This is a genomic window from Nostoc sp. 'Peltigera membranacea cyanobiont' 213 (assembly GCF_002245975.1).
GTDB lineage: Bacteria > Cyanobacteriota > Cyanobacteriia > Cyanobacteriales > Nostocaceae > Nostoc.
Window position 1 is genome coordinate 17925 of sequence record NZ_NOLI01000065.1, and the last position, 23992, is coordinate 41916.

Here is a 23992-nt window from a genome sequence, read left to right on the forward strand (position 1 = left end):
GAAAAACCCCGCCGATGACTGAGGACAACAGCGAGGTAACACAGCTTTACTTATTTTCAGATAAATAAAGTATAAATTTTGTTGCGGAGCTACTACCAACGATCGCTAGTAAGTGTAACCAATCATTAAATATGCTGTGTTTGACAGCAGGAGATTATTAGTGATGTGTTTTGATGTGATGTTTCTTAATACCTTTGTGATGATATGTATGATGCTTATGCTTAACAGCCGCTGAAGCTGGTGCAGCTTGAAACATTGGTGCAGCAATGGCTATGGGAGTAGCAAGTACTAGAGCTAGAACTAAACCTTTAGCAAACTTATTCATGTGATTTCCTTGATTCCATTTATGTAGTGAACCCATGAATTAAATATGACAAAGACAGATGTCATTCTCTTGTTATTTATATGAAGTTTTTGTGGATATTTTTGCCGATATTAGCATCTAAAAAAGACATGAATATTTATTACTCTACAGAGAAAAATAGCTGAAGCCTTTCGGCAATTATCTAGGATTAATTTTTGGATGAAATAAGCATAATTTTCTATTTTAGAGAAATCTACCAAATAAAAAAACCTGCTGCGATCTGCAGTAGGTCTAAATTGTATGGTATGTATTTAGAAAGTAGTAGAAAATAAACTTGCTATATAACTACTAAAAAATATTAAAGTTAGTAGCAACTATATAAATCATATCTGAGTAGTCAAATACTCATGAATCAAGGTTTATAGTCTGCGTCGTCTTATTATTAATCAAATATCAAGTAAACGTCTGGCGGCTTTGCGAAATATGAGTCGATAAACAGCTATTTACTTTCATGAATAATAATTATAATTTACGCATAATAGATCCCCCAAACCCCTTTTTAAGAATATTTTTAATATTCCCCTTTTGAAAAAGAATCGAGGTTTGAGATTTTCAATGCGTAAGTTCAGAATTAGTTATTTGGGTTGGTTGGTGTAGCTGCGGGTGGGGTAGTTGCACCTGGGGTAGTTGTACCTGTTGGAGTAACGTGTTTTTTAAGTGCAGATTGTTTAACTACAGACTTACTTCTAATAGCTTTGCTGTGATGGCGGTGGTGTTTGTGCCGTTTTGCAGTCTTGGATTTGGCAACTTTAGCAGTTGCGTAAGTTGTATTCGCGCTAGAAGTAGTTTTAGCTTGAACAGTGGATGCAGAAACAGCTACAGGTGCAGCTAACATTAAAGCCAAAAGTAAGGCTTTAGCGAACTTATTCATTTGAAACTCCTCGTCAAATAATCAATTGCCTAACTATCTACTAGCGGTATGTCATTAGTTTGTAATTTATGTGAATCTTACGTGTGATTTTTAAATTATCTCTATTCTCAGATAGATGACTTTAATTGACATCCTCCCACCGCTAATCAGGAGTACCTGATATAGCGGGGGATTCCAAAGATCGCTCTTTGGGTTTCCTCTTTCCACGAGTTGATTTGCTTTTATGAGTTGCCTCACTCAAGTATTGATCGGTCTCTCCAGAGGCGTTAGTTCCGACGTGACCCGCCGTACTCAATCCTTTTTCTAATATGTTCCGCGCCGCGTTCTGGTCCCGGTCTTGAGTATGTCCACAATGAGGACAAATATGAGTTCTAGTGCTAAGAGTCTTTTTGACGACTTGACCACAATTCGAGCAATTCTGCGAAGTGTAGTGGGGTGGAACTGCAACAGTTACCACACCAAAAACTTTACCGAAATACTCAACCCATTCACGAAACAGCGACCAGGAAGCGTCACTAATCGACTTAGCCAATCGATGATTCTTAACCATATTCCGCACCATCAAATCTTCATACGCCACGAGGTCGCTAGACCTCACCACGCACCTTGCTGTCTTTACAGCAAAGTCTTTACGCTGGCGACTTACTTTGAGGTGAAGACGCGCAAGTTTATTCCTGAACTTGACTCTATTTTGAGAACCTTTTTTAGTCTTAGACATCCGGCGTTGCAGTCGCCTCAAAGACTTTTCACTTTTACGAAGATGTCTGGGATTGGCGACTGTCTCCCCGTTACTATCGGTGTAGAAGTGGTTCAAACCAACATCAATACCAATGGTTTTACCCGTTGGTTCTCGCCTTTCTACTCGTTCTTGGTCAATGCAAAACTGGGCATAATACCCGTCAGCACGACGCACAACCCGCACTCTTTTGAACTGTTTAAGTTGGTAGAAATGCAGGTCACGGGTTCCCCAAAGTTTAAAGGTTCCTGCTTTGAACCCATCAGAAAAAGTGATATACCTGCGGTCATCATCAAGTCGCCATCCACAAGTTTTGTACTCAACAGAACCGTGCGTTTGTTCTTTCTTAAACTTAGGAAATCCTTTTTTCCCTGGTTTACCTTTTTTACAGTTATCAAAGAACCGAGCGATTGCAGACCACGCCCTTTCAGCGCTAGCCTGTCTTGCCATCGAATTAAGCTTTGCAGCGAATGGAAAATCAGCTTCCTTAGCAGCAAGTACAGCGCAATATGCGCTCAACTCGTATTTACCAATGCCCTTATTGTCCATCCAGTATCGAACGCAACTGTTCCGAACAAAACGAGCAGTACGGATAGCTTCATCCAGCTTTCCATACTGCTCATTCGTTCCAACGAGCTTTGCTTCAAATACCAGCATTTTTACGCTCAACTCAATAGCCTAATCATAACATGGAGAAAGCGAAAAACTCAACTATTTCCCTTCCCTCACTGACTTTCAGTCAGTTATGCTTGTGGAATGTTGAGTTTTTCGCCCTCGATTCATCTCGCCGCCAAATCACAGATTATGGCGGGAGCCTTCTCTCCGAATCTAGGTAAATACCTTGATATGACTGTAGTCACGTAGGTTAGGATAGTATTGATTGCTGAAAGCCTTAAATTAACTGGGTTTGCGCTCAATGCTTTGCTATATGTGATGCTTGTTGCCTCTGCTATCTCAGAGGCTAAATGTAATATTTTGCACATCATCTATATCTTTTAGACTGACGGGTGATGACGCTCAGTCGTGCCAGCATACCGTAGGCAAGACTCACTATCGGCATCGCGCCTGAGCATATTTATGGGGTATGATGCTATGTGAATATTGATTAAGAAAAACTGATATCCATCAATTCTTCTGCTATATCAAAATTAGCTGTGACATTTTGCACATCATCCAAGCCTTCTAGAGTGTCAATTAACTTGAAAAGCGATCGCACCCGATCTGGATCGGGAACTTCTACACTATTACTAGGAATCCAGCGAAATTCGGCATCAGTCACCTTAAAGCCTTGATTTTTGAGTGTCTGACTTAGGGTTTCTAAATTGCCAATATCAGTAAAAACCTCAGCCATATTATCTTCAGTCATCTCATAAGACTCGGCATTGCCTTCAAGGGATGCTTCTAAAAGCCGTTCTTCGTCGATCGCACCCTGTACTAGACAAACGCCTTTTTGATCGAACATCCAGCTAACGCAACCTGTTTCACCAAGATTGCCACCATTTTTACTAAAAGCTACACGTAAGTCAGCAGCAGTGCGATTGCGATTATCTGTGAGGGCTTCAATTAAAATCGCTACACCACTAGGGCCGTAACCTTCGTAGCGAATCGATTCAAAGATAGCGTTATCCCCCCCAAAAGTGCCTGCACCTTTAGCGATCGCTCGTTCAATATTATCATTGGGGATACTCGCTGCCTTTGCCTTGTCAATTGCCGTGCGAAGTTGAAAATTTAGCGCCGGATCTGGTACGCCACTTCTAGCCGCTACGATAATCGCCCGCGATAACTGAGTGAAGGTTTTACCCTTTTTTGCATCTACTACGGCTTTTTGGCGCTTAATATTTGCCCATTTACTATGTCCTGCCATAATCTGAAATTATCAAAACTCTATTCAAGATTAAGATATAAACGCTTGCAAAAACCACGACTTAAGATAACGTGAGTTCGACAAATCTTTTTTGACCTCTCCCCCAGCCCCTCTCCGCATCGGAGAGGGGAGCAAAAAGCCTAATTTTTTCTACTCCTTCCTTTCCGTTTCGGAGAGGGAATCTGGGAGGGAGAGGTTCATCGAACTCACATTTAGATAATTGTGCAAGGCTAGATCAGGAGGTTTTTTGTTAAATCACAAAAGGTTCAAGTTCGCGGTTACACCACTCATCCCCAACTCGTTCTGTAACCAACGGTCTGATGGTAAACTTGGGTGGAGTACCAGCCAAAACATCAATCCGCACAGATGAGTAAGGCAATCTCTTTTGGAGATTGTAATCATGACGACCAACAAAAAGCTTTGAATCGGCAACTTTCCGAGTCGGTTTATCTGCTATTTCCGTAAAAATCTCCATCAATTCAGTTCCCTCTCGCCGTTGATAGCGAGGACGATGACCACTACCACCAGAGATAATGCAGTTAATGTGAGAGTCAGCAAATCCGGTATCAGTTGTGCAAAGATGCTCCAAACAGTGAGCGTGACCATTTAAAATCAAATCGACTATGGGACGTTCTTTAATTAGAGAACCAAGAGTTTCTGCCACTCGTTCAAACACCCAGCGCAAGCGGTGGCGAACCGCCAAGGTTTGTGCCTGATTCCACTTGGTAGCCTCAGTAACATAAGGCGGATGATGGAAAAAGATTACACGTCCGCGTACTTCGGAGGTGTTCCAAGATTCAATAAGTCTGCTTCGCAACCATTCAAGTTGTTCAAAATCGATCTCAGGCATTTTCTCAGATGCCAATTGTTTTTCAATATCGATTTTGATCTCGTCTATTTGATCTAATTTGGCGGTAAGTTCATCAAGTTGTTCCGCTTCGGTGGGTTTATCTGGGTTTAGTCCATCGCAGATTCCCAAAATCTGCAATTCTTCTCGATCTATTTCCTGGCGACGTTTTTGCAATTCTCGGCGGTAAATTTGCCCTTCTTGAGTTGCAGGTAAAGGTGATGGTGTATTAAAAGTATTAGAATCCAGTGCGAAAAAGTCAATTCCGCCATAACGAAAGGTGTAATAGCGATTGGGTAAACGGGTAAACTGTCCGGGTTCGTAACGCAAACACCGCCCTGTATCAGTCTTAGCAGTGTAGTGTCGATCTAAATGACGTTCTAATTCTTGTGGGGAAGCGATCGCTTGGGTATAATCCATAAATGCTCGTGCATAAGCATTACCTTGATACGATCCATGCCAGCCAATCTCGATATCTTTGTAGCGGAACAGGCGACGTAATGAAGATGTCGTTCCAGTAAATAAACGGTACATCAAGGGTACATCATAGTAATCATGATTACCAGGTACTGGCAAGAACGGCAGATTAAACACCATGCGATCGTAAGGAATGCTGTTCGGGTTATTACCACCGACAAGAAATTCCCGATAAGGCTCAATAAAGTTTGTTGAATAAAATTCTTGAGAACCAACCACATAGATTACATCACCTGTGTGCAACACAAAACTGCAATCATCTCGGTGAGTCAGCATCAATTCGGCAACCTTTCGTTGGGGGTGGTGTCGATAATGGGATTGAGTACCAGAATCACCAATAACCATAAAGGAAAATTCTGGACTATCTTCCCTGCCATCGTCAATAACCATACTGGTTTGGTCAATTCCCCGTTGCACAAAACTTGGATGCATCCACCGCACCCGTTCCTTCATCTTTTGAATTTTCACAGGAATCGGTGGATCGGAAATCAATTTCATGGCTGATAACTCTTCAATGCCTAATGCACACGCTGATTGTAACGAAATATTTAATTGTCGTTAGTCATTTGTCATTAGTCATTTGTCATTTGTCATTTGTAGAATAACCAATTCCCAATTCCCAATTCCCAATCCTTAAGGCAAATTTTCTCGCAGTAATGCTCGAAATCCAGCTTGTTGAAAATGCTCATCAGCAGTCAGGGCTTCAGTGATTCCGCTATATTGCATCACAATAAAAGATACGCAATCCACAAATCCCCATTCTTTCTCTGTTTGTTCCCGATATAACTCGAAAGCGCGTTCGTAGAGTTCCTGGGAGAGGGGGACAATTTCTACTTTGGAGTCTGCTACTAGAGAATTTAATAATGTGATTGCCGCTTGGCGATAAGGTTGTTGGGATAAGGCATTGCCAATTTCTAACATTACCGCCTGTGTTGTCACCAGACGAGTTTCTGCCGCTTGTAACATTTTAGCCAGATGTAAGGCTCGGTCATGCAAGCGATCGCTCGGTGCAGATAAAGCAATGGCAAATGATGTATCAAGAAAGACTTCAGAATGCATGGAAAGTTTACTTACTATACAAGTATTTATCTATATTGGTAGACCAGTCAGGTGGCCCATCTAAGTTTAGCGATCGCGCTGTTTGCAGAAATGATACCGTTTCGTGTTCGCTTGGCGGTAAAATTTCGATACTGATTCGCACGCGGGTATTGATTGGCAGTGCGATTGCTTCAGCCGGATAGAAGACTTTGCCATTAAACACAGCTGTGATTTTTTCTACCATTTTTCGCAAAAAGTACTTTTAGTCTATCCTAAGCTGGTTGTAACAATACAGGTAGAGTATACGACGCAATAACTAGTGAAGATACTTATATCAATCTTACGAATTATATCGATTTTTGAGAATTCCCGAAGCCAACAGATGAACTAATGTTACGTGAGTGCGACGAACTTTTTTAAAGTTCAATTCTTTCCCTCTCCGATTCGCAGAGGGACAGGTTTTTGATAGTAAAACCTCTTAGAGGATGTTTTAAAAGTAGTTTGCTGTGATTTTAGGCACTTATTTATCCCCCCTAGCCCCCCTTAAAAAGGGGGAAGAATCAAAGTCCCCCTTTTTAAGGGGAGCCAGTGCGGTCTTGGGGGTTTCCCCCATGAGCAACTGGCGTGGATTTAGGGGGATCTAAAACGTTTTGTTACCGAGAAGAGGACTTTTAAAACATCCTCTTAGTGGTCTTTTCTGGACAAAAGGGAGAAACTTTTTTAGCTTTTCTCCAATTCTTAACAATAAATTATTGGGGCAATTATATACAAAAGTAACGTATGTATGCTGTAAACAAATCAGCTTTTTGGAGTTTGGCAGAACGCAGAGTTTAGATCCTACTTTTGCTACTTGTAAAAAAAAAATTAATCCAGATGATAAATATTATTCTATATACCCTATAATCTTTTTAATTACGGTATCCGCTTACAAATACCGTAGATTTAGGGGTGATTCTGATGAGCCAGTCGCAACAATCAACACATTTAAGCAAATTACTAATTGAGAGAATGCAGTCTTATGTCATGAAAGCTTGGCAGATCATACAACTCTCATATCAACACAAAATTAGAAATTGGTTGAATAGACACACTCTACAAAGCTTTGTGAGCCTGTTTCTAATAGGTGCTTTTTTGAGCATAACAGTTGCCTCCTGCTCTGGAAGCAGTTCAGCTAGCAAAAATGATGTTAAGCTGAAACTCGTTTCTTTCTCTGTCACCAAAGCGGCTCATGACCAAATAATTCCCAAATTCGTAGAAAAGTGGAAGCAAGAACATAATCAAAACGTCACATTTGAGCAAAGTTATGGCGGTTCTGTAGCTCAAGCGGCGGCTGTGATTGCTGGTTCGCAAGAAGCAGATATAGTACATTTGGCACTTCCCCTAGATGTCAACAAAATTTCTCTTGCAGGTTTGATTAAAACGGGTTGGGAAACCAAAGCTCCCAGAAGTGGTATTGTTAGTAGATCGGTTGCTGCGATCGTTACCCGCGAAGGCAATCCCAAAGGTATAAATACTTGGGCAGACTTAGCAAAAGATGGCGTGAAAGTGATTGCGGCGAACCCAAAAACTTCTGGTATTGCTATCTGGGAATTCTTGGCTTTTTGGGGTTCGGTAACTCTAAATGGAGGTGACGAAGCCACAGCCTTAGATTACGTGACTAAAGTTTATAAAAATACTCCTATTCTGACGAAAGATGCTCGTGAAGCTAGCGATTTATTTTTTCAAAAAAATCAGGGTGATGTCTTAATCAACTACGAGAACGAGGTAATTTTAGCAGGTAAAAATGGAAATAAATTACCTTATGTTGTACCCCAAGTCAATATTTCCATTGATAATCCTGTAGCTGTAGTTGATAAAAACGTTGATAAACACGGTACAAGGGAAATTGCCCAAGCATTTGTTGATTTTCTTTACTCTACAGAAGCCCAACGCGAATTTGCTAAATTACAATATCGTCCTGTGAACCCCACTGTCACCCAAGAAGTAGCATCACAATATCAGCCAATTCAAACTTTATTCACATCTCAAGATTTAGGTGGCTGGGATATTATTCAGAAAAAGTTTTTTGGAGATGGAGCAATTTTTGACAAAGTTCAAGCTGCCAGCAAAGCATGATATCTAGATTATCTACTAGCAGATAGCTAAGTATAAAGAATTCTCGGTCACTTTACCCAATTGATAATTTATGAGCTTTCGTAGCAGATTTAAGGATAGCTTTCTCCTCATATTTTTAATGATTATTGCCAGCAGTACCACTGCTTGTAGCAGCAGCGAGGAAAAGAAAAGTCAGGTAAGTATTGATGGTGCAGCTGTCGGTTTTCCTATTTCTTTAGCAGTTGCAGAAGAATACGGTAAAGTCAAACCTGAAGCGAAAGTAAGCGTTGCCTCAAGTGGTACTGGTGGTGGTTTCAGTAAATTTTGTAATGGCGATATTGATATAGCTGGTGCTTCTCGCACCATTAGAGATGAAGAAATCAAAAAATGTCAAAGTAAGAATATTAAATTTGTCGAGTTACCTGTAGCTTTAGATGGTATCGCCGTGATTGCCAACCGCCAAAATAACTTTGCCAAATGTCTAACTATTAAAGAACTAGGTAAAATTTGGGGCGGAAAATCAGACGGTAAAATCTTGAAATGGAATCAAGTTAATTCCAAATTTCCTAACGAAAATCTGAAGTTGTATGCTCCATCTTCGGATACAGGAACATTCGATTATATGACTCAGGCTGTGACTGGCAAAGCCAAGAATGGCCGTACAGACTACACTGCCACTCAGAATCAAAACCTTCTCGTACAAGGAGTGTCGGGTGATGCAACAGCTTTGGGTTATGTAGGGATATCTTACTATATTCAAAATCAAGAAAAACTGAATCTAGTTGCTGTAGAAAGCCCTATAGGAAAGTGCGAAAAACCAGTTCCAGTAGATAATGTGATCAAAAACATCTATACACCTTTGTCTCGTCCTCTCTTCATCTATGTCAGTAAAAAATCCTTAGATAGTAAGCCAGCAGTCAAAGAATTTGTAGATTTTTATCTAGAAAATTCCTGGAAGTGGGTAGATAGTGTTGGTTATGTGGCACTACCTGATGAAGCTTATGTCAAAGTAAAACGAAAATTTGCTACTGGTGAAACTGGGACAAAGTTTAAAAAAGCAAAACCGGGTGAACCAATCACAAACTTTATTTAAAGAAAGTCTGAGTTATTGTAGTCTGATTGTAGTCAAAAATTTAACTGTTTATGCAGAATACTAATTATCAAGACGATCCTTATCTACTATCCAGACAATCACTGGATAAAAATGCTTCTGAAGATATATCAGAAAAGATTGTTGCAGCAATTTTATTTGCTTGTGCTTTAGTTTCAGTTTTGACAACCTTTGGTATTGTTCTAATTATTTTTCAGGAGACATTCAGTTTTTTCCAAGAAGTCTCGTTTGCTCAATTCTTTCTTGATACTAAATGGACACCTCTATTTGCCAATAAACATTTTGGCGTTTGGCCTTTGATTAATGGCACTTTATTGACTACAGCTATTGCTATGGCGGTTGCTATTCCTTTGGGTTTATCTTCTGCCATTTATTTGAGTGAATATGCTCAACCCAAAGTAGCAGCAATTTTACGCCCAGCAGTGGAACTTTTGGCAGGAATCCCAACAGTAGTATATGGTTACTTTGCGCTGTTGTTCCTTACACCATTGCTGCGGAATCTTATGCCTCTGGAAATATTCAACGCTTTGAGTGCAGGGTTAATGATGGGGATAATGATTACTCCTACTGTTGGTTCTATCAGCTTAGATGCTATTAAAGCAGTCCCACGTTCTTTACGAGAAGGAGCTTATGCTTTAGGTATCACTAAACTGGAAGCCATTTTTAAAGTAGTTCTACCAGCCGCACTTTCTGGAATCATCGCCTCTATTATTTTGGGTATTTCTCGTGCTGTGGGTGAAACAATGACTGTCCTCATTGCCGCCGGACAACAACCAAGACTAACTGTTAACTTCATGGAATCAGTAGAAACCATGACAGCTTACATGGCGCAAATTTCTGGTGGAGATAGTCCGCGTGGTAGTCTCAATTTCAAGACATTATATGCTGTAGGCGCTGTTCTATTTATACTTACCCTAGCTTTGAATATTGTTAGTTATTGGGTTGCTAATCGCTTTAAAGAAAAATACGACTAAATAGATATGGCTACAAGTTATCAACAAGACGATTCTCTAGATTCTGCGGCAGAATTTACCGATAATGTTGAGAGTAGGGAGACATTAGGGAAAGTTTTTGAAGTACTTTTTTTGTTAGGATTACTGATTGGTTTATTTGTCCTAGCATTGCTACTTTTTGATATTTTTCGAGATGGATTAGGCAGATTTTTATCACCAGGCTTTCTCACAGAAACTCCTTCTCGTTTTCCTGACCAAGGTGGTATTCGTCCTGCAATTATCAGCAGTGTTCTTTTAGGATCTGTTGTGATTTTAGTAACTGTCCCTATTGGTGTGGGAGCCGCTTTATATCTAGAAGAGTATGCACCTAAAGTTTGGTGGACAGCGATTATTGAGATTAACATCAGTAATCTGGCGGGAGTACCTTCTATTGTCTATGGATTGCTGGGTTTAGGAGTTTTCAATTATTTGCTTGGGTTTGGCCCCGCTTTGATTTCTGGTGCATTGACTTTATCTTTGCTGTCTTTACCAGTAATTATTGTGACAGCTAGAGAAGCAATTCGGGCTGTCCCAGATTCTCTGAGAAATGCTTCTTACGGCTTAGGTGTCACCAAATGGCGAACTATCAGCAGTCACGTTTTACCATACGCTGTCCCTGGTATTTTGACCGGCGTGATTATTTCTGTATCCCGTGCAATTGGTGATGCAGCGTCTCTAATTGTTGTTGGTGCTGTGGGTTTTCTCACTTTTGACCCTGGCTTGTTTCAGAGATTTATGGCATTACCCATTCAAATCTATAGTTATATCACTCGTCCTGAACCGGGTTTTGCTAGTGCAGCAGCAGCCACAATTATTGCGTTGTTAGTCTTGATTTTAGCTTTAAATGGTGTAGCAATTTATATCAGGCAACGCTTCTCAATCCGTTAGGTAATTAAATATCTAATTGGATAAATTTACGAATATTAGGAGAACAGCTAAATGACTTATAGCAATCATAGAAGTCAATCAGATAGTGCCACAATCGATCAAGAGAAGAGTGTCTTCAATGTTGAAGGTGTAAAGGTCTTTTATGGGGGATTTCTGGCACTTTTAGATGTCTATCTAAAGATTCCTAATAAACAAATTATTGCTTTTATTGGCCCTTCAGGATGTGGTAAAAGTACCTTACTGCGCTGCTTCAACCGGATGAATGATTTAATCCCTGGAGCTAAGGTTGAGGGTAGACTTAATTATCGCGATCGCAATATTTACGATCCTAAGATAAATTCTGTCAAATTACGCCGCCAAGTTGGAATGGTTTTTCAAAGACCGAATCCTTTCCCCAAGTCAATATACGAAAATATTGCCTTTGGCCCGCGTTCTAACGGTTACAAAGGTAACATTGATGAATTGGTGGAAGATTCCCTCAGACGCGCTGCTATCTGGGATGAAGTCAAAGATAAACTCAAAGAGAAGGGAACTGCATTATCTGGCGGACAACAGCAACGACTTTGCATAGCCCGTGCGATCGCAATGAAGCCAGATGTATTATTAATGGATGAACCATGTTCTGCTCTCGACCCGATTTCTAGCCGCCTAGTAGAAGAACTCTGCTTAGAACTGAAGCAGCAATACACCATCATCATGGTGACACACAATATGCAGCAAGCTTCCAGAGTGGCAGATTTCACGGCTTTCTTTAATACAGAAATTGACGAATATGGCAAACGTCGCGGAAAATTAGTTGAATTTAATCCGACAGCCCAGATGTTCAGTTCCCCTCAAACTAAAGAAGCTGAGGATTATATCAGTGGACGGTTTGGTTAAAGAGCCATCATAGTAGGAGGGGAAAGGTAAAAGCCAAATTCATTTGTGAGTGATTATTATTCATTTGCTCTTGAACCTTTCCTCCCGTACAAGCTGAGAGTAGGTAATATATATATATCTAACTATGAATAAAAAGCATTGATTAAAGAAACGATGTGTGAAGTTCTGCAAGAAGAAAGACTTCGCCTTTGCCAAATTCTTATTCCTTACATAAATGATGATGAGCAACGCGAACTTGAAGCCGAATTTGGTATACCTTCAGATGATGCTGAGGATGAAGTAATTGATATGACCGATTGGGTAAGATATGGCAATAAAATTTCGCAAAAAAGCGATTAAATTTTTAGAAAAAGCAAATCCTGAAGATGTCGAAAATATTCTGGAGTAAATAAAACAGATTGTTATTGCTGTTGAAGACCAAGGCATTATCCCGTTTACAGAACTAGATATCAAAAAAAAGAGTCGCTAACACATCCTACGGATATTTTCAGAATTCAAACCGGATTCCTATAAGAATTTAATAAGTGGGAATTACCAAAGTAATTCTGAAAAATATACTGAGGCTTGATAGTCCTAAAGTGAAGTAATATTTCAGTTTAGTACTTATACTGTGTATTATGTTTAAGCCTCTGTCGTTGGCTTTAGTTGCAGCTACCATCGTAGTAGCATCAATCAATAATCCTAGTGCTACATTAGCTCGAACTTGTGCCTCTAAGTGTGGGTCGCACCCAATTCAGTTTACACCTGGGCAATACATCCGAGTTGAAGTTATAAATAGTACACCAAACTTGATTAAAATCCAAAAACCCTCCGGGACTGATGCAATATCCTTGAGTCCAGGGCAGAAATTAAATCTAGAACAAATAGAGGGTACTGAGCCAAATACATCTCTGATATTTTGGAGCGAAAAGGGTTTATCACTACAAGCAATAGTCTCCAAACCTAACTTTGGTACATTGCGGCTAGAACTCCGTCCGACTTGGCGCTCTCCAGGCGATCGCTCGTTATATATTATGGATGATGGGAGGATAAATGTGTTTTAGATAGCAAATTAATGTTATTAGTTATGAGTTAAGAAACAACTTAAAATTCAACACTCATAACTAAAAAATCCTAAATTGTATTGTGCTAGACCGACCTGTATCTGAGCTATCAAAACCTAGCAGGCGCTTACCTAATCAGCGCTGGCAAATTTATCCACAGAAACCAGAATTTGCCCAAAAGTTGGCGGTTTTAATAAATGTTTCACCGATTATCAGCCAGTTATTGATTAATCGGGGGATTGAAACACCAGAACAGGCACAAGCATTTTTAAATCCAGAGTCTTTAGTTTTACCTTCGCCGTTAGAAGATTTCCCAGATTTGGCAATTAGTTTGGAGTTGTTGGAAAATGCGATCGCTTCTCAAACAAAAATTGCTATTTGTGGTGATTACGATGCTGATGGAATGACTAGCACTGCTCTGCTTTTGCGTAGTCTCCGCACTTTAGGCGCACATGTAGATTATGCTATTCCCAGCCGGATGCATGAAGGCTACGGTATTAATAAACGCATAGTTGAAGAATTCCACAGCGAAGGCGTAGGGTTAATTCTGACTGTAGATAATGGCATCTCTGCGTTTGAACCAGTCGCTAGAGCTAGAGAACTTGGTTTAGCAGTGATTATCACCGATCATCACGATATCCCCCAAAAATTACCACCAGCTAACGCTATCCTCAATCCTAAGCTAATAGCGGAATCGTCACCTTATCGGGGTGTTGCTGGTGTTGGTGTTGCCTATATTTTGGCAGTGTCTTTAGCACAACAGCTAGGCGAGACGAAGGGATTGATCCAGCCGATGCTAGCACTGTTTACGCTGGGAACGATCGCAGATTTAGCCCCCTTAACTGGTGTAAATCGCCGTTGGGTGAAACGTGGTTTACAGCATTTACCCAAATCCAACTTAGCTGGAATACAAGCGTTAATTCAGGTAGGTGGCGTGCAGGCGAGGGGAGATGAGAAAGCAGGGGAAGCAGGGGGAGTAGGGGAGAAAAAATTCAATATTCCTAACTCCTCAAATCCTAAATCGTTGAAGCCTGAAGATATTGGGTTTCGCCTGGGGCCGCGAATTAATGCTATCGGTCGGATTGGTAATCCCCAGACTGTCATTGAATTGCTGACTACAGATGATATGGGGGTGGCGCTGGAAAGAGCAATGCAGTGCGAACAAATAAATGCCAGTCGCCAGGAGATGTGTCAGCAAATTGAACAAGAAGCGATCGCTTATGTAGAGACAGAATTTGTTACATCTCTACAACAAGACCGGGTATTAATTGTTGTTCAACCCAATTGGCATCACGGCGTTATTGGCATTGTCGCCTCCCGCTTGGTAGAACGCTACGGTGTACCCGTGTTTATCGGTACTTATGAAGATGATAAACATATACGCGGTTCTGCACGCTCAATTCCAGAGTTTCATGTGTTTGAAGCTTTGGAATATTGTCACGATTTACTAGGGAAATTTGGCGGACACAAAGCGGCTGGGGGATTCTCTCTACCAGCAGAGAATTTACAGGTGTTGCGATCGCGTTTGATTGAGTTTGCTAACCAGTGTCTTGAACCCCAGCATCTCAAGCCTCTGCTCAAAATTGATGCCGAAGTCAACCTCAATCATCTCAATCAGCAGCTTTATCAACAGCTTAATGCTCTCCACCCCTGCGGTATGGACAACCCCGATCCAGTTTTCTGGACACCTAATGTCCAAGTGGTTGAGCAAAAAATCGTTGGTAAGGGTCACATCAAACTGACAATTGCCCAAACTATTGATAATCAGGAGTATAGAATTAAAGCGATCGCTTGGCGTTGGGGCGACTACTTCCGCTTACCACCGCGAGCGGATGTAGCTTACAAACTGCGAGAAAATTACTTTAACGGTAACACCACCATCGAGTTAGAGTTAATCGGTGTTAGACTACCAATTCAGCTTCAACAATTTTTTGCTTCGCCGCCTATCCAGTCAAGTACAACTTTTGAGTACAACCAGCGACAGTATACTTGTGGTTTCTATAAAAACGGTATTGAAGCAGAATTAAGAATTAAAAATTCTGAAGGCAAAGTCTTAGCCATGCAGCCAGGACATATAATTGGTTTGCTCGGCACTAATCGTCAAAACGCTAAAGAAGTTGATATCTCTCAACCACAGTATGACAATATTATCCAAGCTGCCCTTCAAGCGTTATCAGTTAAAAGTTCTTAATATAACTTGTCCTTTGTGATTATGACACTGTGAGTGCTGATTTATTAGTTACAAGTATGAGTTAAGAATAAAATTTAATTTCTCACTCCTAACTCTTCACTCTCAATCAGCACTCAGTATTCTTATAAATTGCCGTTGCGAAATGCCAGCACAAAGATTACTGCTGGGCCAGCAATTACGATTAGCGCCACAGATAGTAATTGGAAGATAACTTCCCAATTGATACTGGTAAAAGCGTTAAACAAGTCAGATACAGCGTCAAACATTTTCCTTTTCTCCTTTCAATTGTCTTAAAAAATTCAATAACTTAATTACAAAGCCCGCAATCGATCATATCTGTCTATGGCCTGTTGGATTTAATTTACTTAACAAAATTATAAGAAAAGACATAAAAACGTAAAATAAGGGGATTGGGCATGGGGGATGACGCACTTGTACTGAGCGACTTGCCTTGAGCGAAGTCGAAAAGAGTCGAAGTGTTGGGCATTGGAAATTAATTTCCCCATTGTCTGTTTAAGAATGGTTTGCAAATGTCAACTAGCAAACGCATATTTAGGGGATGATATAAAATGCTATCTTCGTTGTCATTAATTCAGGAGCTTTATGGTGATGAAATCTTCAAATTCGTTTTTAGCGGTAGCACTGGCGATCGCTTCGGTAAGTTTTCCCATATCTGTCAAAGCCGATACCGTGAATGCGCGTTGCGATGTATTCCCAAAAGGAGAAGACCGCGCCACATCTTCTGGCCCCTGTACCTTTTCCCAACGGCAGGGTGCGGTTAGCATTCAACTGGAAAATGGTAATAGCTATGACCTGCTCCCTTCGGGTAATCGACCCGGCAATTATCGCGATCGAAATGGTGATGCTGCTTATCGACAATCTGGACTTGGCGATCGAGGACAGATTTATCGTCTCGCCAATGAGTCGATTTTTGTCTATTGGGATACATCTGCTAATCGACAAAACTCAGGTAACAGAAATCGTAGTGCTGCTAGGCGTCAGCCTGAAGCGGGTACTACCGTCTCTCGGTTGGGCGATCTAGTGGGGGCAAGGGCAGGACAGGCAGAAAACACAGTGAAACAACGGGGCTATCGATGGGTCAAGAGTGATGATTCGGGCTACGGCTACTGGCTAGAAGGCAGAACTAACTACTGTGTAACGATCCGAACAGACCAAGGACGCTACCAATCAATTGTTTACACAGGGAGTCCAGAGGATTGTAAGAAATAGTTGCTATCTGGACAAACAATCCAATTCGGATTCGTTATTTTCCTCAATAATCACGAGACATTTTTAACATGAAGCTTCAAAATTTGCTTTTAGCAGTCACAACAGCGATCGATTCTAGATGATGCGTTATTCGCCGCATTCCCAAATACAGTTACCGCATCTCTACCGCCATTGGCAAAGGCCAGGATGAACTGGCCTTACTTGTTGGGATTTAGACAAAAAGTAACCAGATTAGAAACGAGTTCTGCTATTGCTCCAGTCGCCGGAATCGCAAGTACCACGGAAATTCTCAATCCCATTAATGGCAATCCGTCCACTGCGTCGATCGATCTCAACACGCGGATGATTTAGCCCATTTACTTGGTATTTTCCCGTGATTTGCTCAGGTGTGACACGGAGATCCTTGAGGTTCCACCATCCATCAGTACCGCCTGAATTAATTGGTGGGATGAGCTTTCCGGCCAGATGAATTTTTCCCTGCATATTACGAATCTCGACTTGAACCTCGGAATCGAACTCGTCTGTCGAAGACTCTATACGATTTTGCAGTTCATAGCGATGACGACTTGAGTTCCATTCATAGCTATTGCGGCTTTCAATACCTGGCTTGCGACCTTCACCGTAGCAGATTAAGGTCAGTCTTTGCCGCATTGAGTTGCTACTGTTGCGCTCAGGTGCGCCTTGCTCCCGGAGATAGGTATCGATCGCAGCTTGAGCTTTACCAATTTCTCTTGAACTACAGGAACGACCATTTTGAAGTAGCTCCCCTCGAGGACTAAAAAGGGCAGTGCAACCGCTTCCTCGTGTCATCCCCGTGACACTTAAATTACCATTATCTACAGTATCGATTATCGCTTGAGCATTCACAGAACTTGCGACTGTAAGTGTCAGTAAACCCAGCGCGATCGGCGTTAAAGCTTGCAATGTTTTCATTGTTATGTTGATTGTTGTTTTGAATAGATATTAATTAAATCAGTGAACAGTCAACAGTCAACAGTTAACTGACTCTCAATTGACTTACAATTCTTAACCGATAACTGTTGATTGGATCACTCTATCACCAAGAGGTTGAATGGTAAAGTCAGTATTTTGAGATCCAATTTTTGAATTCAAAATAAGCTAATTGAAGCCAATAATCCAGAGCGATCGCAACAGATTTTAGCGGTTCTGATAAGTTATTCGTTTCCATCTGACAATGCTCAATTTACGTCAATTTGAATATTGTTAGCTTCAAAAGCTTGCCGTACCCGTAGACGGAACTCTCGCCCAACGCTCCATTGTTCCATAGGTGCGGTTTTAATCCAGACGCGCACTGACATACCTGTATGAGATAGGTCATCAATCCCCAACACTTGGGGCGATTCTGGCAGGCGATCGCGCCATTCTACTTCGCTATACAATTGTTTGGATACTTGCTTGAGAATCTCTAAAACCTGCTTTGGATCGTTTTCATACGCCACTACAATGGAAAAGTCTACCCGCGACCAGAGGCGAGTTAGATTGCTGACACTCGTGATATTGCTATTGGGAATGGTAATTAGTTTACCTTCGTTATTACGTAGTTGAGTCACCCGTAGATTGAGATTTTCCACCAGTCCGCTTTTGTCCCCGATCTCAATTACATCTCCCACAGCAAATTGATCCTCCATCAAAATCAAGCAGCCATTGACCAAATCTTTAATTAGACTTTGGGAACCAAGAGAAATTGCAATACCGATGACAGCGCCCCCTGCCAAAATTGAACTGGTGGGCATATTAAATATTTTTAGAGAATGCAAGATACCGAAGGTAATGAAAATAAAGGTGATTAATCCTTTGAGTGCCCCGGAAACTGTTGCAGCTCGCAACGCAATCCGTTGAGTTTCACTCAAAGGAAGAGAGGAATGCGTTGTCCAGACATCAGTGAGGCGGTCAATTAAGGTTTTGCCGAGCCGAATAACAAGACTGATGAAAAACCAAATAATCAGTAGCGCCAGGGGCCTGGCTAAAGCGTCCTTTGACCATCTCATGAGGTAGGGGACGTTATACATAATGACCACAATCCCGATGTACCACATCAGAATAAATGCCCAAAATAGTAGCCATGTGAGCAGAGAATAGATCCCCAGTTGGCGCTTGAGGCTGAACTGTCGTCGGATCGTTTCTAGAAACTGCGATCGCTGATGGGCGATCGTGTCTGCATCTGTTTTCTTTTCGCTGGTTTCTATTGTGTGAATAGTTGTGGATGTTTCTCCCTCAGCTCGCTTGACCACACCCTGTTTTACCGCAGCTATCTGCTCTTGATGGCGAACTTCCAATGCCGTCTGTTTGCGAATTAAAGTTCGCCGCAGTAACCACAACGCAACGCTCCCCAACACTAAGCCGATGCTGATTTGCATTGCCTGTACAATTCGTTGCCACAATATCTCATGCGAGAAGAGTCTATTAATGCGTTCTACTTCTGCTTGTAATATTTTTTGCCACTCCTGCGCCAATTCTTCCAGAGTTTTCCCGTGGTAGTCACCATCTGGCTCTGTTACTGTTACCAGCCTTAAAGGACGGGTCGTTCGATCGTCACTCAGCTGGAGGATTAAATCCTTATTCAAAATGGCAATAGAAACCACAGGAGTTTGTTTAGCTTTGTTAGTTCGGTCGAGCGCTCGGATCAGCCGTTGCGTAATTTCTTCGGCACGGATCTCTACTGGAAGAGATCCGTCTGGCGGTTGGCTACGATTAAAAACAGTGGGAGAGACAATCTCAAACAATAAGTTTCTGTCTAAGGGTGAATGCACAGAGGCAATTTCATACATACCGAGGCGGGTAACACCACTAGGCGCCTGGCGCGGATCGTTGGAGGCTGCGGTAGGTAAGGAAGGCAGTTGACTGTGAGCGATCGCACTCCAACCAAGCACCATTGCGATCGTCATCACACTGACTATCACAAACCGAATTATTGAATGGAGGGAGCGATTAAACAGGAACATAATCTCTGGTAAAGTGATTGAGCAACTCGATCTTGAAGCCATGCTCACCTTGCTTTTGGAGCCATGCTCTACTGTATCAGGCACTCTCGATCGCCTCGGCATTTCGGCTGGAATCTACTCTAATCAACCTAACTGTGCTGCACCGCGCACCCTCGCAATCTCCGCACGCGCGGCTTTGGCTGCCGGACTATCGAGATTGTCCGTAGATGCAATTGCTGCTGCCAGATCGATCGCCGCATCGAGTATGAACCCAGCGCGTTTTGCCGCGTCAGGCCCGAATGAGGACTTGATTTCTCTGAGGTAAGCTCGCCGATTTCTCGGTCGGTTAGAAATCGCAGCCAGTTCGGCTTCTGTCACGATTCCGTTTGCAACGTCGTCAGCCAGCAGGACGCGGACAAACTTGCGCTGACGCTGCTCGGAGAACCGCCACGCAAGCAAAATCGCAACCGTTCCAATGGCGATGCCGATGGGCCCGAAACCGATAAACCCGCCAATGGCATCCCAACAGCCATGAGCCAGACAAGCCAACAGAAAGAAACCTACCAAAACCGCGAGCCGATGGCCGAACGAGCGATTTTTCGCTTCGAGGAAGTAGCCAAACCCCGTACCCGCAACCGCCGTGAAGAGCGAGTGACTCCAGAAACCGACCGATGTGCGCGATACTAACACCAGCAACGCATTAGCAACCTGCTGCGACCCAAAGCTTGCGTCGGGGGCACCCACAATGTAAGAAACGTTTTCAAAGACCTGAAAGCCGAGACCCACAAACCCACCAAGCAGAAACCCGTCGTAGGCGTTGCGGACATGGTTGCGTGCTAGTAAAGCGAGCATGACGAGACCGACGAATTTGGAGCTTTCCTCCACGATGGGTGCCGTCAGGGCCGGACTCCAATGGCTATAAAAGTCGAAACTGGTCAGCTTCGCAAATAGCGATAGGATTGCACCATTGCCAGGGAGCGCCATGACCCACGGCGCTACTAGTCCGCCCCAGAGGAAGCCGAGCAGCGCGAGCTTGGCTGGCTCACGTTCATACCGATCTTTGTGCGTGAGAAACCAGATCCAAGGCAGGCAATACAGTGCCTGAGAGGAGAGAGCAATAAACAGAGCGCTGGGATAGATGGCGCTGCCGAACAAAAGTCCGCAGAAGACGTAAATGCCTTTCAGCACGAGCAACCAATACAGGTAGCACGCCGGGTTGTGCGGCTGAAAAAATCGGACGGGATAGCTCCAGCCCGAACGATCGATGGCAGCCTTGCGGATTGTGTCCTCACTCTTTGCTGTGCTGGTCACGAATCGCCCTCCTTTGGTTTAAATGTGATGCTCTTAATCATGTCAGCGATCGGTTGCTCCAGTTGTGTGGAGGTAGCGGCCGGGCCCTTCACAATCACTTCGACTGCCTGACCCTTGCGATCGACGTATGCGAGCAGTAGACCAGTATAGTCGGGACCATTAATTCTCTTAGCTACTCCGACAACCTTTTGCAGTGTTGTAACGGGAACTGTTTTACCCTCGACAACAAATTCATTCTGGTCTTTCAGGATCTGGTTGAGGAGTTCCTCGGCAGTTCCCCTCCAGACACCGCTTTTGACGCTAAACGTGACACCATCTTTGAAGACCACTGCGTTTGATGAACTCCCGGCAGGGAATGGGGCCTTAGTTATCACCCAGCCTTGGGTTGGCGTAAAACTTACGGGACCGACATTATAAGCTGTCCCTGCTAAAACCTCCTTGTTATGAACAGCCTCGTTGATGGCTGGCATGACTCCCGACCATAAAAACACCACAAGATAAACGCTTACCGTCGGCCAAATGAGTCGGCGATCGAGTCCAAGCAGTCGATATTCAACCGGTACAGGGGGTTCGTGTCTTAGGGAGGACATACAATTTTCCTTTTTGCGGTGCTAAACAGGCGTGAAGCTGATGAGGGTGATTTGTGTCTTGCCATATCTCAAAAGATGGTTGTTGGTAGCCGCCGAAATATATATTGGGCAGAAAATTGGGCAGAAAATTGGGCAGAAAATTTCCGCCTAAGATCCCGCGCATAATACTTGGAGATGTTTAGACTGTTGCACTTCCAGCGATCGAGAAAACCGTTAGGAGCGATGCAATAAACGCATTGCTGCTGTGACGCTTTTCAAGCTTTTGTTTAGTAGACTTCTTGCATAAGTAAGGGAAAGGGGAAAGGGATGGAATTTCCCCTTTCCCTTTGACCTTTCCCCGACATCTTGGCATTTGTTACTTTTGCAAGATGTCTAGTATTGATAAGCAAGCATTACAAGATACCGACTGAAAGTTTAAAAGGAATCGTTCGATTTCTGTCCTTATTGCCACCCTTTAGATACACACGAACTATATAGTTGCCACTCTGTGACAAACGAACGCTTCCATCGTTGCCCGATATTGAGCTGTTATAAATTGCCCGATCTGTGCTGCCTGGTGAGAGAATGTTGAAGTATGCTGCTCCATTGGTAATCAACGAAACCGACAGCCTCTGCCCTGCCCGCGCATTTAGAATGTAGTCATGGTATTGGTTGCCCGTAATCGAAGACCGTATAAAAGTGTTGTCTTTGCCAGCGGAAAACCGTACGGTCGTATGAGCTTGAGCTAACGACGGTGCAGTGAAGCTAAATGTGAGCGATGTGGTGATGACCGAGGCGGCTAAAATACTACGAATAAGAGTCAAGGCAGAGTTTTTCATGTGATAGTTTCTCCGTGGCAAGCAGTTCATTGCTTATTGTTCTAATTAATCAGCAAACCGTTCAGCTTAATTAAATTACCCCAAGCAAAAGTATTAATCTGCAAATTTGAAGATTGGTACTATGTTGTTGATGGTATTCAAATCTACCTAAATGTATCTTGATTTTTGTTTTATCGTTTTGCCTTTAGTATTTCTTTAGACTTACCTAGATTTTTCACCTATTAGCTAGTATCGAAGGGAGCAATGCGATTTTGTGAGGTTAGGAAAAAAGGTGCGATCGCTAAACACAACTATTGATAAAAAAATAAACTTTTATTACACTTCTAGATTAAACCACACCACAATTTATCTTCTTAAAATATTCCAAGAAGATAGCGGTTAAATAATTTGAGCATAAGTAGGTGGGTGAGAAAATTTATAACTATGTCATTGCGAACGTAGCAAAGCGAAGTGAAGCAATCACAAGGTTTTCACCGCTTTTACTTTTCGTTACATAGTTATATTTATTTGTGCCTGCCTACTTATATAGTTTTTTCCATTAAGGTAGATGATCTCTATCTCAAAACTATTGCTACTTGAGAATTGTATCTTTTTTTATGTGCAGGGAACTTTGAAAACTAAGTTCGTGCTAGGTTGTCATGGAGCATCCTGGGCTTTGCTAAGTCAAAGACCGCGACTGATTCTAGATCGTGCGTTACTCGCCTCATTCCCTATTCCCCACTCCCTATGGCAACTTGGCAATGTGTAAAGCAATGTGGAGCCTGCTGTAATCTCGAACCAGCAGATCGTCCAGATTTGGATGAGTATCTCTCTCCACCAGAACTAGAACTCTATTTCAGCATGGTAGGTGAAGATGGATGGTGCGTTAATTTCGACCAGACCACGCGAGAATGTCGGATCTACGCAGATCGTCCTCGTTTCTGCCGCGTGGAATCAGAAGTTTTTCAAGATATGTATGGGGTTGAACCTGAAGAAGTCAACGATTTTGCTATTGACTGCTGTCGTCAGCAAATAGAAGGAGTATACGGCGATCGCAGCTTAGAAATTCTACGCTTCGATAAAGCTGTTGGGCTGTAAGCAGGATGCAAGCACACAAAGACACCCCATAATTTTTTTGTCTTTATTTATTATGTAGTTGCAATTTATTACAACAATCTGAGAATATGATAGAAATATGAAAACAATCTAGCAACCAAAACTACTGCCTGTGAAACTTGACTCTGCACCTTTGGAGATTTCTGGCATAGCTCAGACTGACATCGAGCTAGAACTTAAAGACAGCAATGATTTTAGCTTAACTCCTGCGATCGCCCAGCCAGTTCAGCCTGTAGTTGCCGAGAGTCGTCAAAAGCAGGAATCAGTGTTAGTAGTTTTTGGTACAACTTTTGTAACCATTTTTCTAGCAGAAATTGGAGATAAAACTCAGTTATCCACTCTGTTAATGAGCGCACAATCTCATTCGCCGTGGGTGGTATTTATCGGATCGGCGGCGGCATTGATAACCACCAGCTTATTGGGTGTGCTTTTAGGCAGTTGGATATCCAGCCGACTCAGCCCAAAAACTGTAGAAAAATCAGCAGGCGTGATGTTGTTGGTAATTTCTCTAATGTTGTTTTGGGATGTATTTACTAGTCATTAGTCATTAGTCATTAGTCATTAGTCATTAGTCATTAGTCATTAGTCATTAGTCATTAGTCATTAGTCAT

General features: G+C 42.3%; 25 protein-coding genes. 12 read left to right on the top strand and 13 right to left on the bottom strand.

Annotation, left to right across the window (positions count from 1 at the left end):
• Nucleotides 1–157: 157 nt before the first annotated feature.
• From CDG77_RS36615 to CDG77_RS18430, 7 genes are all read right to left on the bottom strand, one after another.
• Complete coding sequence (locus CDG77_RS36615) at nucleotides 158–325, bottom strand: hypothetical protein (RefSeq protein WP_181154369.1); 168 nt, start codon at nucleotides 323–325, stop codon at nucleotides 158–160.
• Nucleotides 326–935: 610 nt separating this feature from the next.
• Nucleotides 936–1235 (bottom strand): hypothetical protein, encoded by a 300-nt coding sequence (locus tag CDG77_RS18405; protein ID WP_094330787.1) that lies wholly within the window; start codon nucleotides 1233–1235, stop codon nucleotides 936–938.
• A 142-nt stretch (nucleotides 1236–1377) separates the two neighbouring features.
• The gene (locus CDG77_RS18410) at nucleotides 1378–2628 is read right to left on the bottom strand and encodes an RNA-guided endonuclease InsQ/TnpB family protein (RefSeq protein ID WP_094330788.1); all 1251 of its coding nucleotides are present in this window, start codon (nucleotides 2626–2628) and stop codon (nucleotides 1378–1380) included.
• A gap of 448 nt (nucleotides 2629–3076) precedes the next feature.
• On the bottom strand, nucleotides 3077–3835 hold the full coding sequence (locus CDG77_RS18415) for a YebC/PmpR family DNA-binding transcriptional regulator (protein WP_094330789.1): 759 nt from the start codon (nucleotides 3833–3835) through the stop codon (nucleotides 3077–3079).
• A gap of 250 nt (nucleotides 3836–4085) precedes the next feature.
• Complete coding sequence (locus CDG77_RS18420; RefSeq protein ID WP_094330790.1) at nucleotides 4086–5657, bottom strand: metallophosphoesterase family protein; 1572 nt, start codon at nucleotides 5655–5657, stop codon at nucleotides 4086–4088.
• Nucleotides 5658–5792: 135 nt separating this feature from the next.
• Nucleotides 5793–6218 (bottom strand): type II toxin-antitoxin system VapC family toxin, encoded by a 426-nt coding sequence (locus CDG77_RS18425; RefSeq protein ID WP_094330791.1) that lies wholly within the window; start codon nucleotides 6216–6218, stop codon nucleotides 5793–5795.
• Nucleotides 6219–6225: 7 nt separating this feature from the next.
• Complete coding sequence (locus tag CDG77_RS18430; RefSeq protein WP_094330792.1) at nucleotides 6226–6441, bottom strand: hypothetical protein; 216 nt, start codon at nucleotides 6439–6441, stop codon at nucleotides 6226–6228.
• A gap of 713 nt (nucleotides 6442–7154) precedes the next feature.
• Between CDG77_RS18430 and CDG77_RS18435 the strand changes: the two genes are divergently transcribed.
• The 8 genes from CDG77_RS18435 (at nucleotide 7155) to CDG77_RS18470 (ending at nucleotide 15395) form a co-directional block, all read left to right on the top strand.
• Entirely contained in the window at nucleotides 7155–8312 is a 1158-nt protein-coding gene (locus CDG77_RS18435) for a sulfate ABC transporter substrate-binding protein (protein ID WP_094330793.1), read from the top strand.
• Nucleotides 8313–8382: 70 nt separating this feature from the next.
• Nucleotides 8383–9384: a PstS family phosphate ABC transporter substrate-binding protein gene (locus tag CDG77_RS18440; protein WP_094330794.1), complete on the top strand. Its 1002-nt coding sequence runs from the start codon at nucleotides 8383–8385 to the stop codon at nucleotides 9382–9384.
• A gap of 50 nt (nucleotides 9385–9434) precedes the next feature.
• Entirely contained in the window at nucleotides 9435–10376 is a 942-nt protein-coding gene (gene pstC, locus CDG77_RS18445) for a phosphate ABC transporter permease subunit PstC (protein ID WP_094330795.1), read from the top strand.
• Nucleotides 10377–10382: 6 nt separating this feature from the next.
• Entirely contained in the window at nucleotides 10383–11282 is a 900-nt protein-coding gene (pstA, locus tag CDG77_RS18450; RefSeq protein ID WP_094330796.1) for a phosphate ABC transporter permease PstA, read from the top strand.
• A gap of 51 nt (nucleotides 11283–11333) precedes the next feature.
• Complete coding sequence (gene pstB, locus CDG77_RS18455) at nucleotides 11334–12161, top strand: phosphate ABC transporter ATP-binding protein PstB (protein ID WP_094330797.1); 828 nt, start codon at nucleotides 11334–11336, stop codon at nucleotides 12159–12161.
• A 138-nt stretch (nucleotides 12162–12299) separates the two neighbouring features.
• A complete protein-coding gene (locus tag CDG77_RS18460) occupies nucleotides 12300–12500 on the top strand; it encodes a hypothetical protein (protein WP_223269862.1) in 201 nt (66 codons plus the stop codon).
• A gap of 278 nt (nucleotides 12501–12778) precedes the next feature.
• Nucleotides 12779–13204, top strand: coding sequence for a hypothetical protein (locus CDG77_RS18465; RefSeq protein ID WP_094330799.1), 426 nt, complete (start codon nucleotides 12779–12781; stop codon nucleotides 13202–13204).
• A gap of 82 nt (nucleotides 13205–13286) precedes the next feature.
• Complete coding sequence (locus tag CDG77_RS18470) at nucleotides 13287–15395, top strand: single-stranded-DNA-specific exonuclease RecJ (RefSeq protein WP_094330800.1); 2109 nt, start codon at nucleotides 13287–13289, stop codon at nucleotides 15393–15395.
• A gap of 122 nt (nucleotides 15396–15517) precedes the next feature.
• Here CDG77_RS18470 and psb30 read toward each other — a convergent pair whose 3' ends face one another.
• Nucleotides 15518–15661 (bottom strand): photosystem II reaction center protein Ycf12/Psb30, encoded by a 144-nt coding sequence (gene psb30 / locus CDG77_RS18475; RefSeq protein ID WP_069068686.1) that lies wholly within the window; start codon nucleotides 15659–15661, stop codon nucleotides 15518–15520.
• Nucleotides 15662–16004: 343 nt separating this feature from the next.
• On the opposite strand from psb30, the gene CDG77_RS18480 reads away from it, so the two are divergent.
• On the top strand, nucleotides 16005–16625 hold the full coding sequence (locus CDG77_RS18480) for a hypothetical protein (RefSeq protein WP_094330807.1): 621 nt from the start codon (nucleotides 16005–16007) through the stop codon (nucleotides 16623–16625).
• 231 nt (nucleotides 16626–16856) lie between these two features.
• On the opposite strand, the gene CDG77_RS18485 is transcribed toward CDG77_RS18480, so the two are convergent.
• From CDG77_RS18485 to CDG77_RS18500, 4 genes are all read right to left on the bottom strand, one after another.
• Nucleotides 16857–17558, bottom strand: coding sequence for a hypothetical protein (locus CDG77_RS18485; RefSeq protein ID WP_094330801.1), 702 nt, complete (start codon nucleotides 17556–17558; stop codon nucleotides 16857–16859).
• A 266-nt stretch (nucleotides 17559–17824) separates the two neighbouring features.
• Nucleotides 17825–19630, bottom strand: coding sequence for a mechanosensitive ion channel family protein (locus CDG77_RS18490; protein WP_223269863.1), 1806 nt, complete (start codon nucleotides 19628–19630; stop codon nucleotides 17825–17827).
• Between the two features lie 81 nt (nucleotides 19631–19711).
• Entirely contained in the window at nucleotides 19712–20878 is a 1167-nt protein-coding gene (locus CDG77_RS18495) for a PrsW family intramembrane metalloprotease (RefSeq protein WP_094330802.1), read from the bottom strand.
• Nucleotides 20875–21348, bottom strand: a complete 474-nt coding sequence (locus tag CDG77_RS18500; protein WP_143857050.1) for a hypothetical protein — start codon at nucleotides 21346–21348, stop codon at nucleotides 20875–20877. Before CDG77_RS18500 ends, CDG77_RS18495 begins: the two co-directional genes overlap by 4 nt.
• A gap of 138 nt (nucleotides 21349–21486) precedes the next feature.
• Between CDG77_RS18500 and CDG77_RS37680 the strand changes: the two genes are divergently transcribed.
• Nucleotides 21487–21633 carry a hypothetical protein gene (locus CDG77_RS37680; RefSeq protein WP_223269864.1) on the top strand — a complete coding sequence of 49 codons (147 nt, stop codon included), beginning with the start codon at nucleotides 21487–21489 and terminating at the stop codon, nucleotides 21631–21633.
• A gap of 227 nt (nucleotides 21634–21860) precedes the next feature.
• Here CDG77_RS37680 and CDG77_RS35570 read toward each other — a convergent pair whose 3' ends face one another.
• Nucleotides 21861–22286 (bottom strand): hypothetical protein, encoded by a 426-nt coding sequence (locus CDG77_RS35570; protein ID WP_143857051.1) that lies wholly within the window; start codon nucleotides 22284–22286, stop codon nucleotides 21861–21863.
• A gap of 726 nt (nucleotides 22287–23012) precedes the next feature.
• Here CDG77_RS35570 and CDG77_RS18505 point away from each other — a divergent pair.
• Nucleotides 23013–23363: a YkgJ family cysteine cluster protein gene (locus CDG77_RS18505; RefSeq protein WP_094330804.1), complete on the top strand. Its 351-nt coding sequence runs from the start codon at nucleotides 23013–23015 to the stop codon at nucleotides 23361–23363.
• 130 nt (nucleotides 23364–23493) lie between these two features.
• A complete protein-coding gene (locus CDG77_RS18510) occupies nucleotides 23494–23925 on the top strand; it encodes a TMEM165/GDT1 family protein (protein ID WP_094330805.1) in 432 nt (143 codons plus the stop codon).
• The last annotated feature ends 67 nt before the right edge of the window (nucleotides 23926–23992 follow it).

Excerpts from the sequence above, each read along its gene's own strand:
- CDG77_RS18490 (WP_223269863.1), bottom strand. The coding sequence starts at position 19,630 with ATGGCTTCAAGATCGAGTTGCTCAATCACTTTACCAGAGATTATGTTC.
- CDG77_RS18435 (WP_094330793.1), top strand. The coding sequence starts at position 7,155 with ATGAGCCAGTCGCAACAATCAACACATTTAAGCAAATTACTAATTGAG.
- CDG77_RS18420 (WP_094330790.1), bottom strand. The coding sequence starts at position 5,657 with ATGAAATTGATTTCCGATCCACCGATTCCTGTGAAAATTCAAAAGATG.
- CDG77_RS18440 (WP_094330794.1), top strand. The coding sequence starts at position 8,383 with ATGAGCTTTCGTAGCAGATTTAAGGATAGCTTTCTCCTCATATTTTTA.
- CDG77_RS18485 (WP_094330801.1), bottom strand. The coding sequence starts at position 17,558 with ATGAAAACATTGCAAGCTTTAACGCCGATCGCGCTGGGTTTACTGACA.
- CDG77_RS18500 (WP_143857050.1), bottom strand. The coding sequence starts at position 21,348 with ATGCCAGCCATCAACGAGGCTGTTCATAACAAGGAGGTTTTAGCAGGG.
- CDG77_RS18425 (WP_094330791.1), bottom strand. The coding sequence starts at position 6,218 with ATGCATTCTGAAGTCTTTCTTGATACATCATTTGCCATTGCTTTATCT.
- CDG77_RS18505 (WP_094330804.1), top strand. The coding sequence starts at position 23,013 with ATGGCAACTTGGCAATGTGTAAAGCAATGTGGAGCCTGCTGTAATCTC.
- CDG77_RS36615 (WP_181154369.1), bottom strand. The coding sequence starts at position 325 with ATGAATAAGTTTGCTAAAGGTTTAGTTCTAGCTCTAGTACTTGCTACT.
- psb30 (WP_069068686.1), bottom strand. The coding sequence starts at position 15,661 with ATGTTTGACGCTGTATCTGACTTGTTTAACGCTTTTACCAGTATCAAT.
- pstB (WP_094330797.1), top strand. The coding sequence starts at position 11,334 with ATGACTTATAGCAATCATAGAAGTCAATCAGATAGTGCCACAATCGAT.
- CDG77_RS35570 (WP_143857051.1), bottom strand. The coding sequence starts at position 22,286 with ATGAAAAACTCTGCCTTGACTCTTATTCGTAGTATTTTAGCCGCCTCG.
- CDG77_RS18465 (WP_094330799.1), top strand. The coding sequence starts at position 12,779 with ATGTTTAAGCCTCTGTCGTTGGCTTTAGTTGCAGCTACCATCGTAGTA.
- pstC (WP_094330795.1), top strand. The coding sequence starts at position 9,435 with ATGCAGAATACTAATTATCAAGACGATCCTTATCTACTATCCAGACAA.
- CDG77_RS18405 (WP_094330787.1), bottom strand. The coding sequence starts at position 1,235 with ATGAATAAGTTCGCTAAAGCCTTACTTTTGGCTTTAATGTTAGCTGCA.
- CDG77_RS18410 (WP_094330788.1), bottom strand. The coding sequence starts at position 2,628 with ATGCTGGTATTTGAAGCAAAGCTCGTTGGAACGAATGAGCAGTATGGA.
- CDG77_RS18415 (WP_094330789.1), bottom strand. The coding sequence starts at position 3,835 with ATGGCAGGACATAGTAAATGGGCAAATATTAAGCGCCAAAAAGCCGTA.
- CDG77_RS18480 (WP_094330807.1), top strand. The coding sequence starts at position 16,005 with ATGAAATCTTCAAATTCGTTTTTAGCGGTAGCACTGGCGATCGCTTCG.
- CDG77_RS18430 (WP_094330792.1), bottom strand. The coding sequence starts at position 6,441 with ATGGTAGAAAAAATCACAGCTGTGTTTAATGGCAAAGTCTTCTATCCG.
- pstA (WP_094330796.1), top strand. The coding sequence starts at position 10,383 with ATGGCTACAAGTTATCAACAAGACGATTCTCTAGATTCTGCGGCAGAA.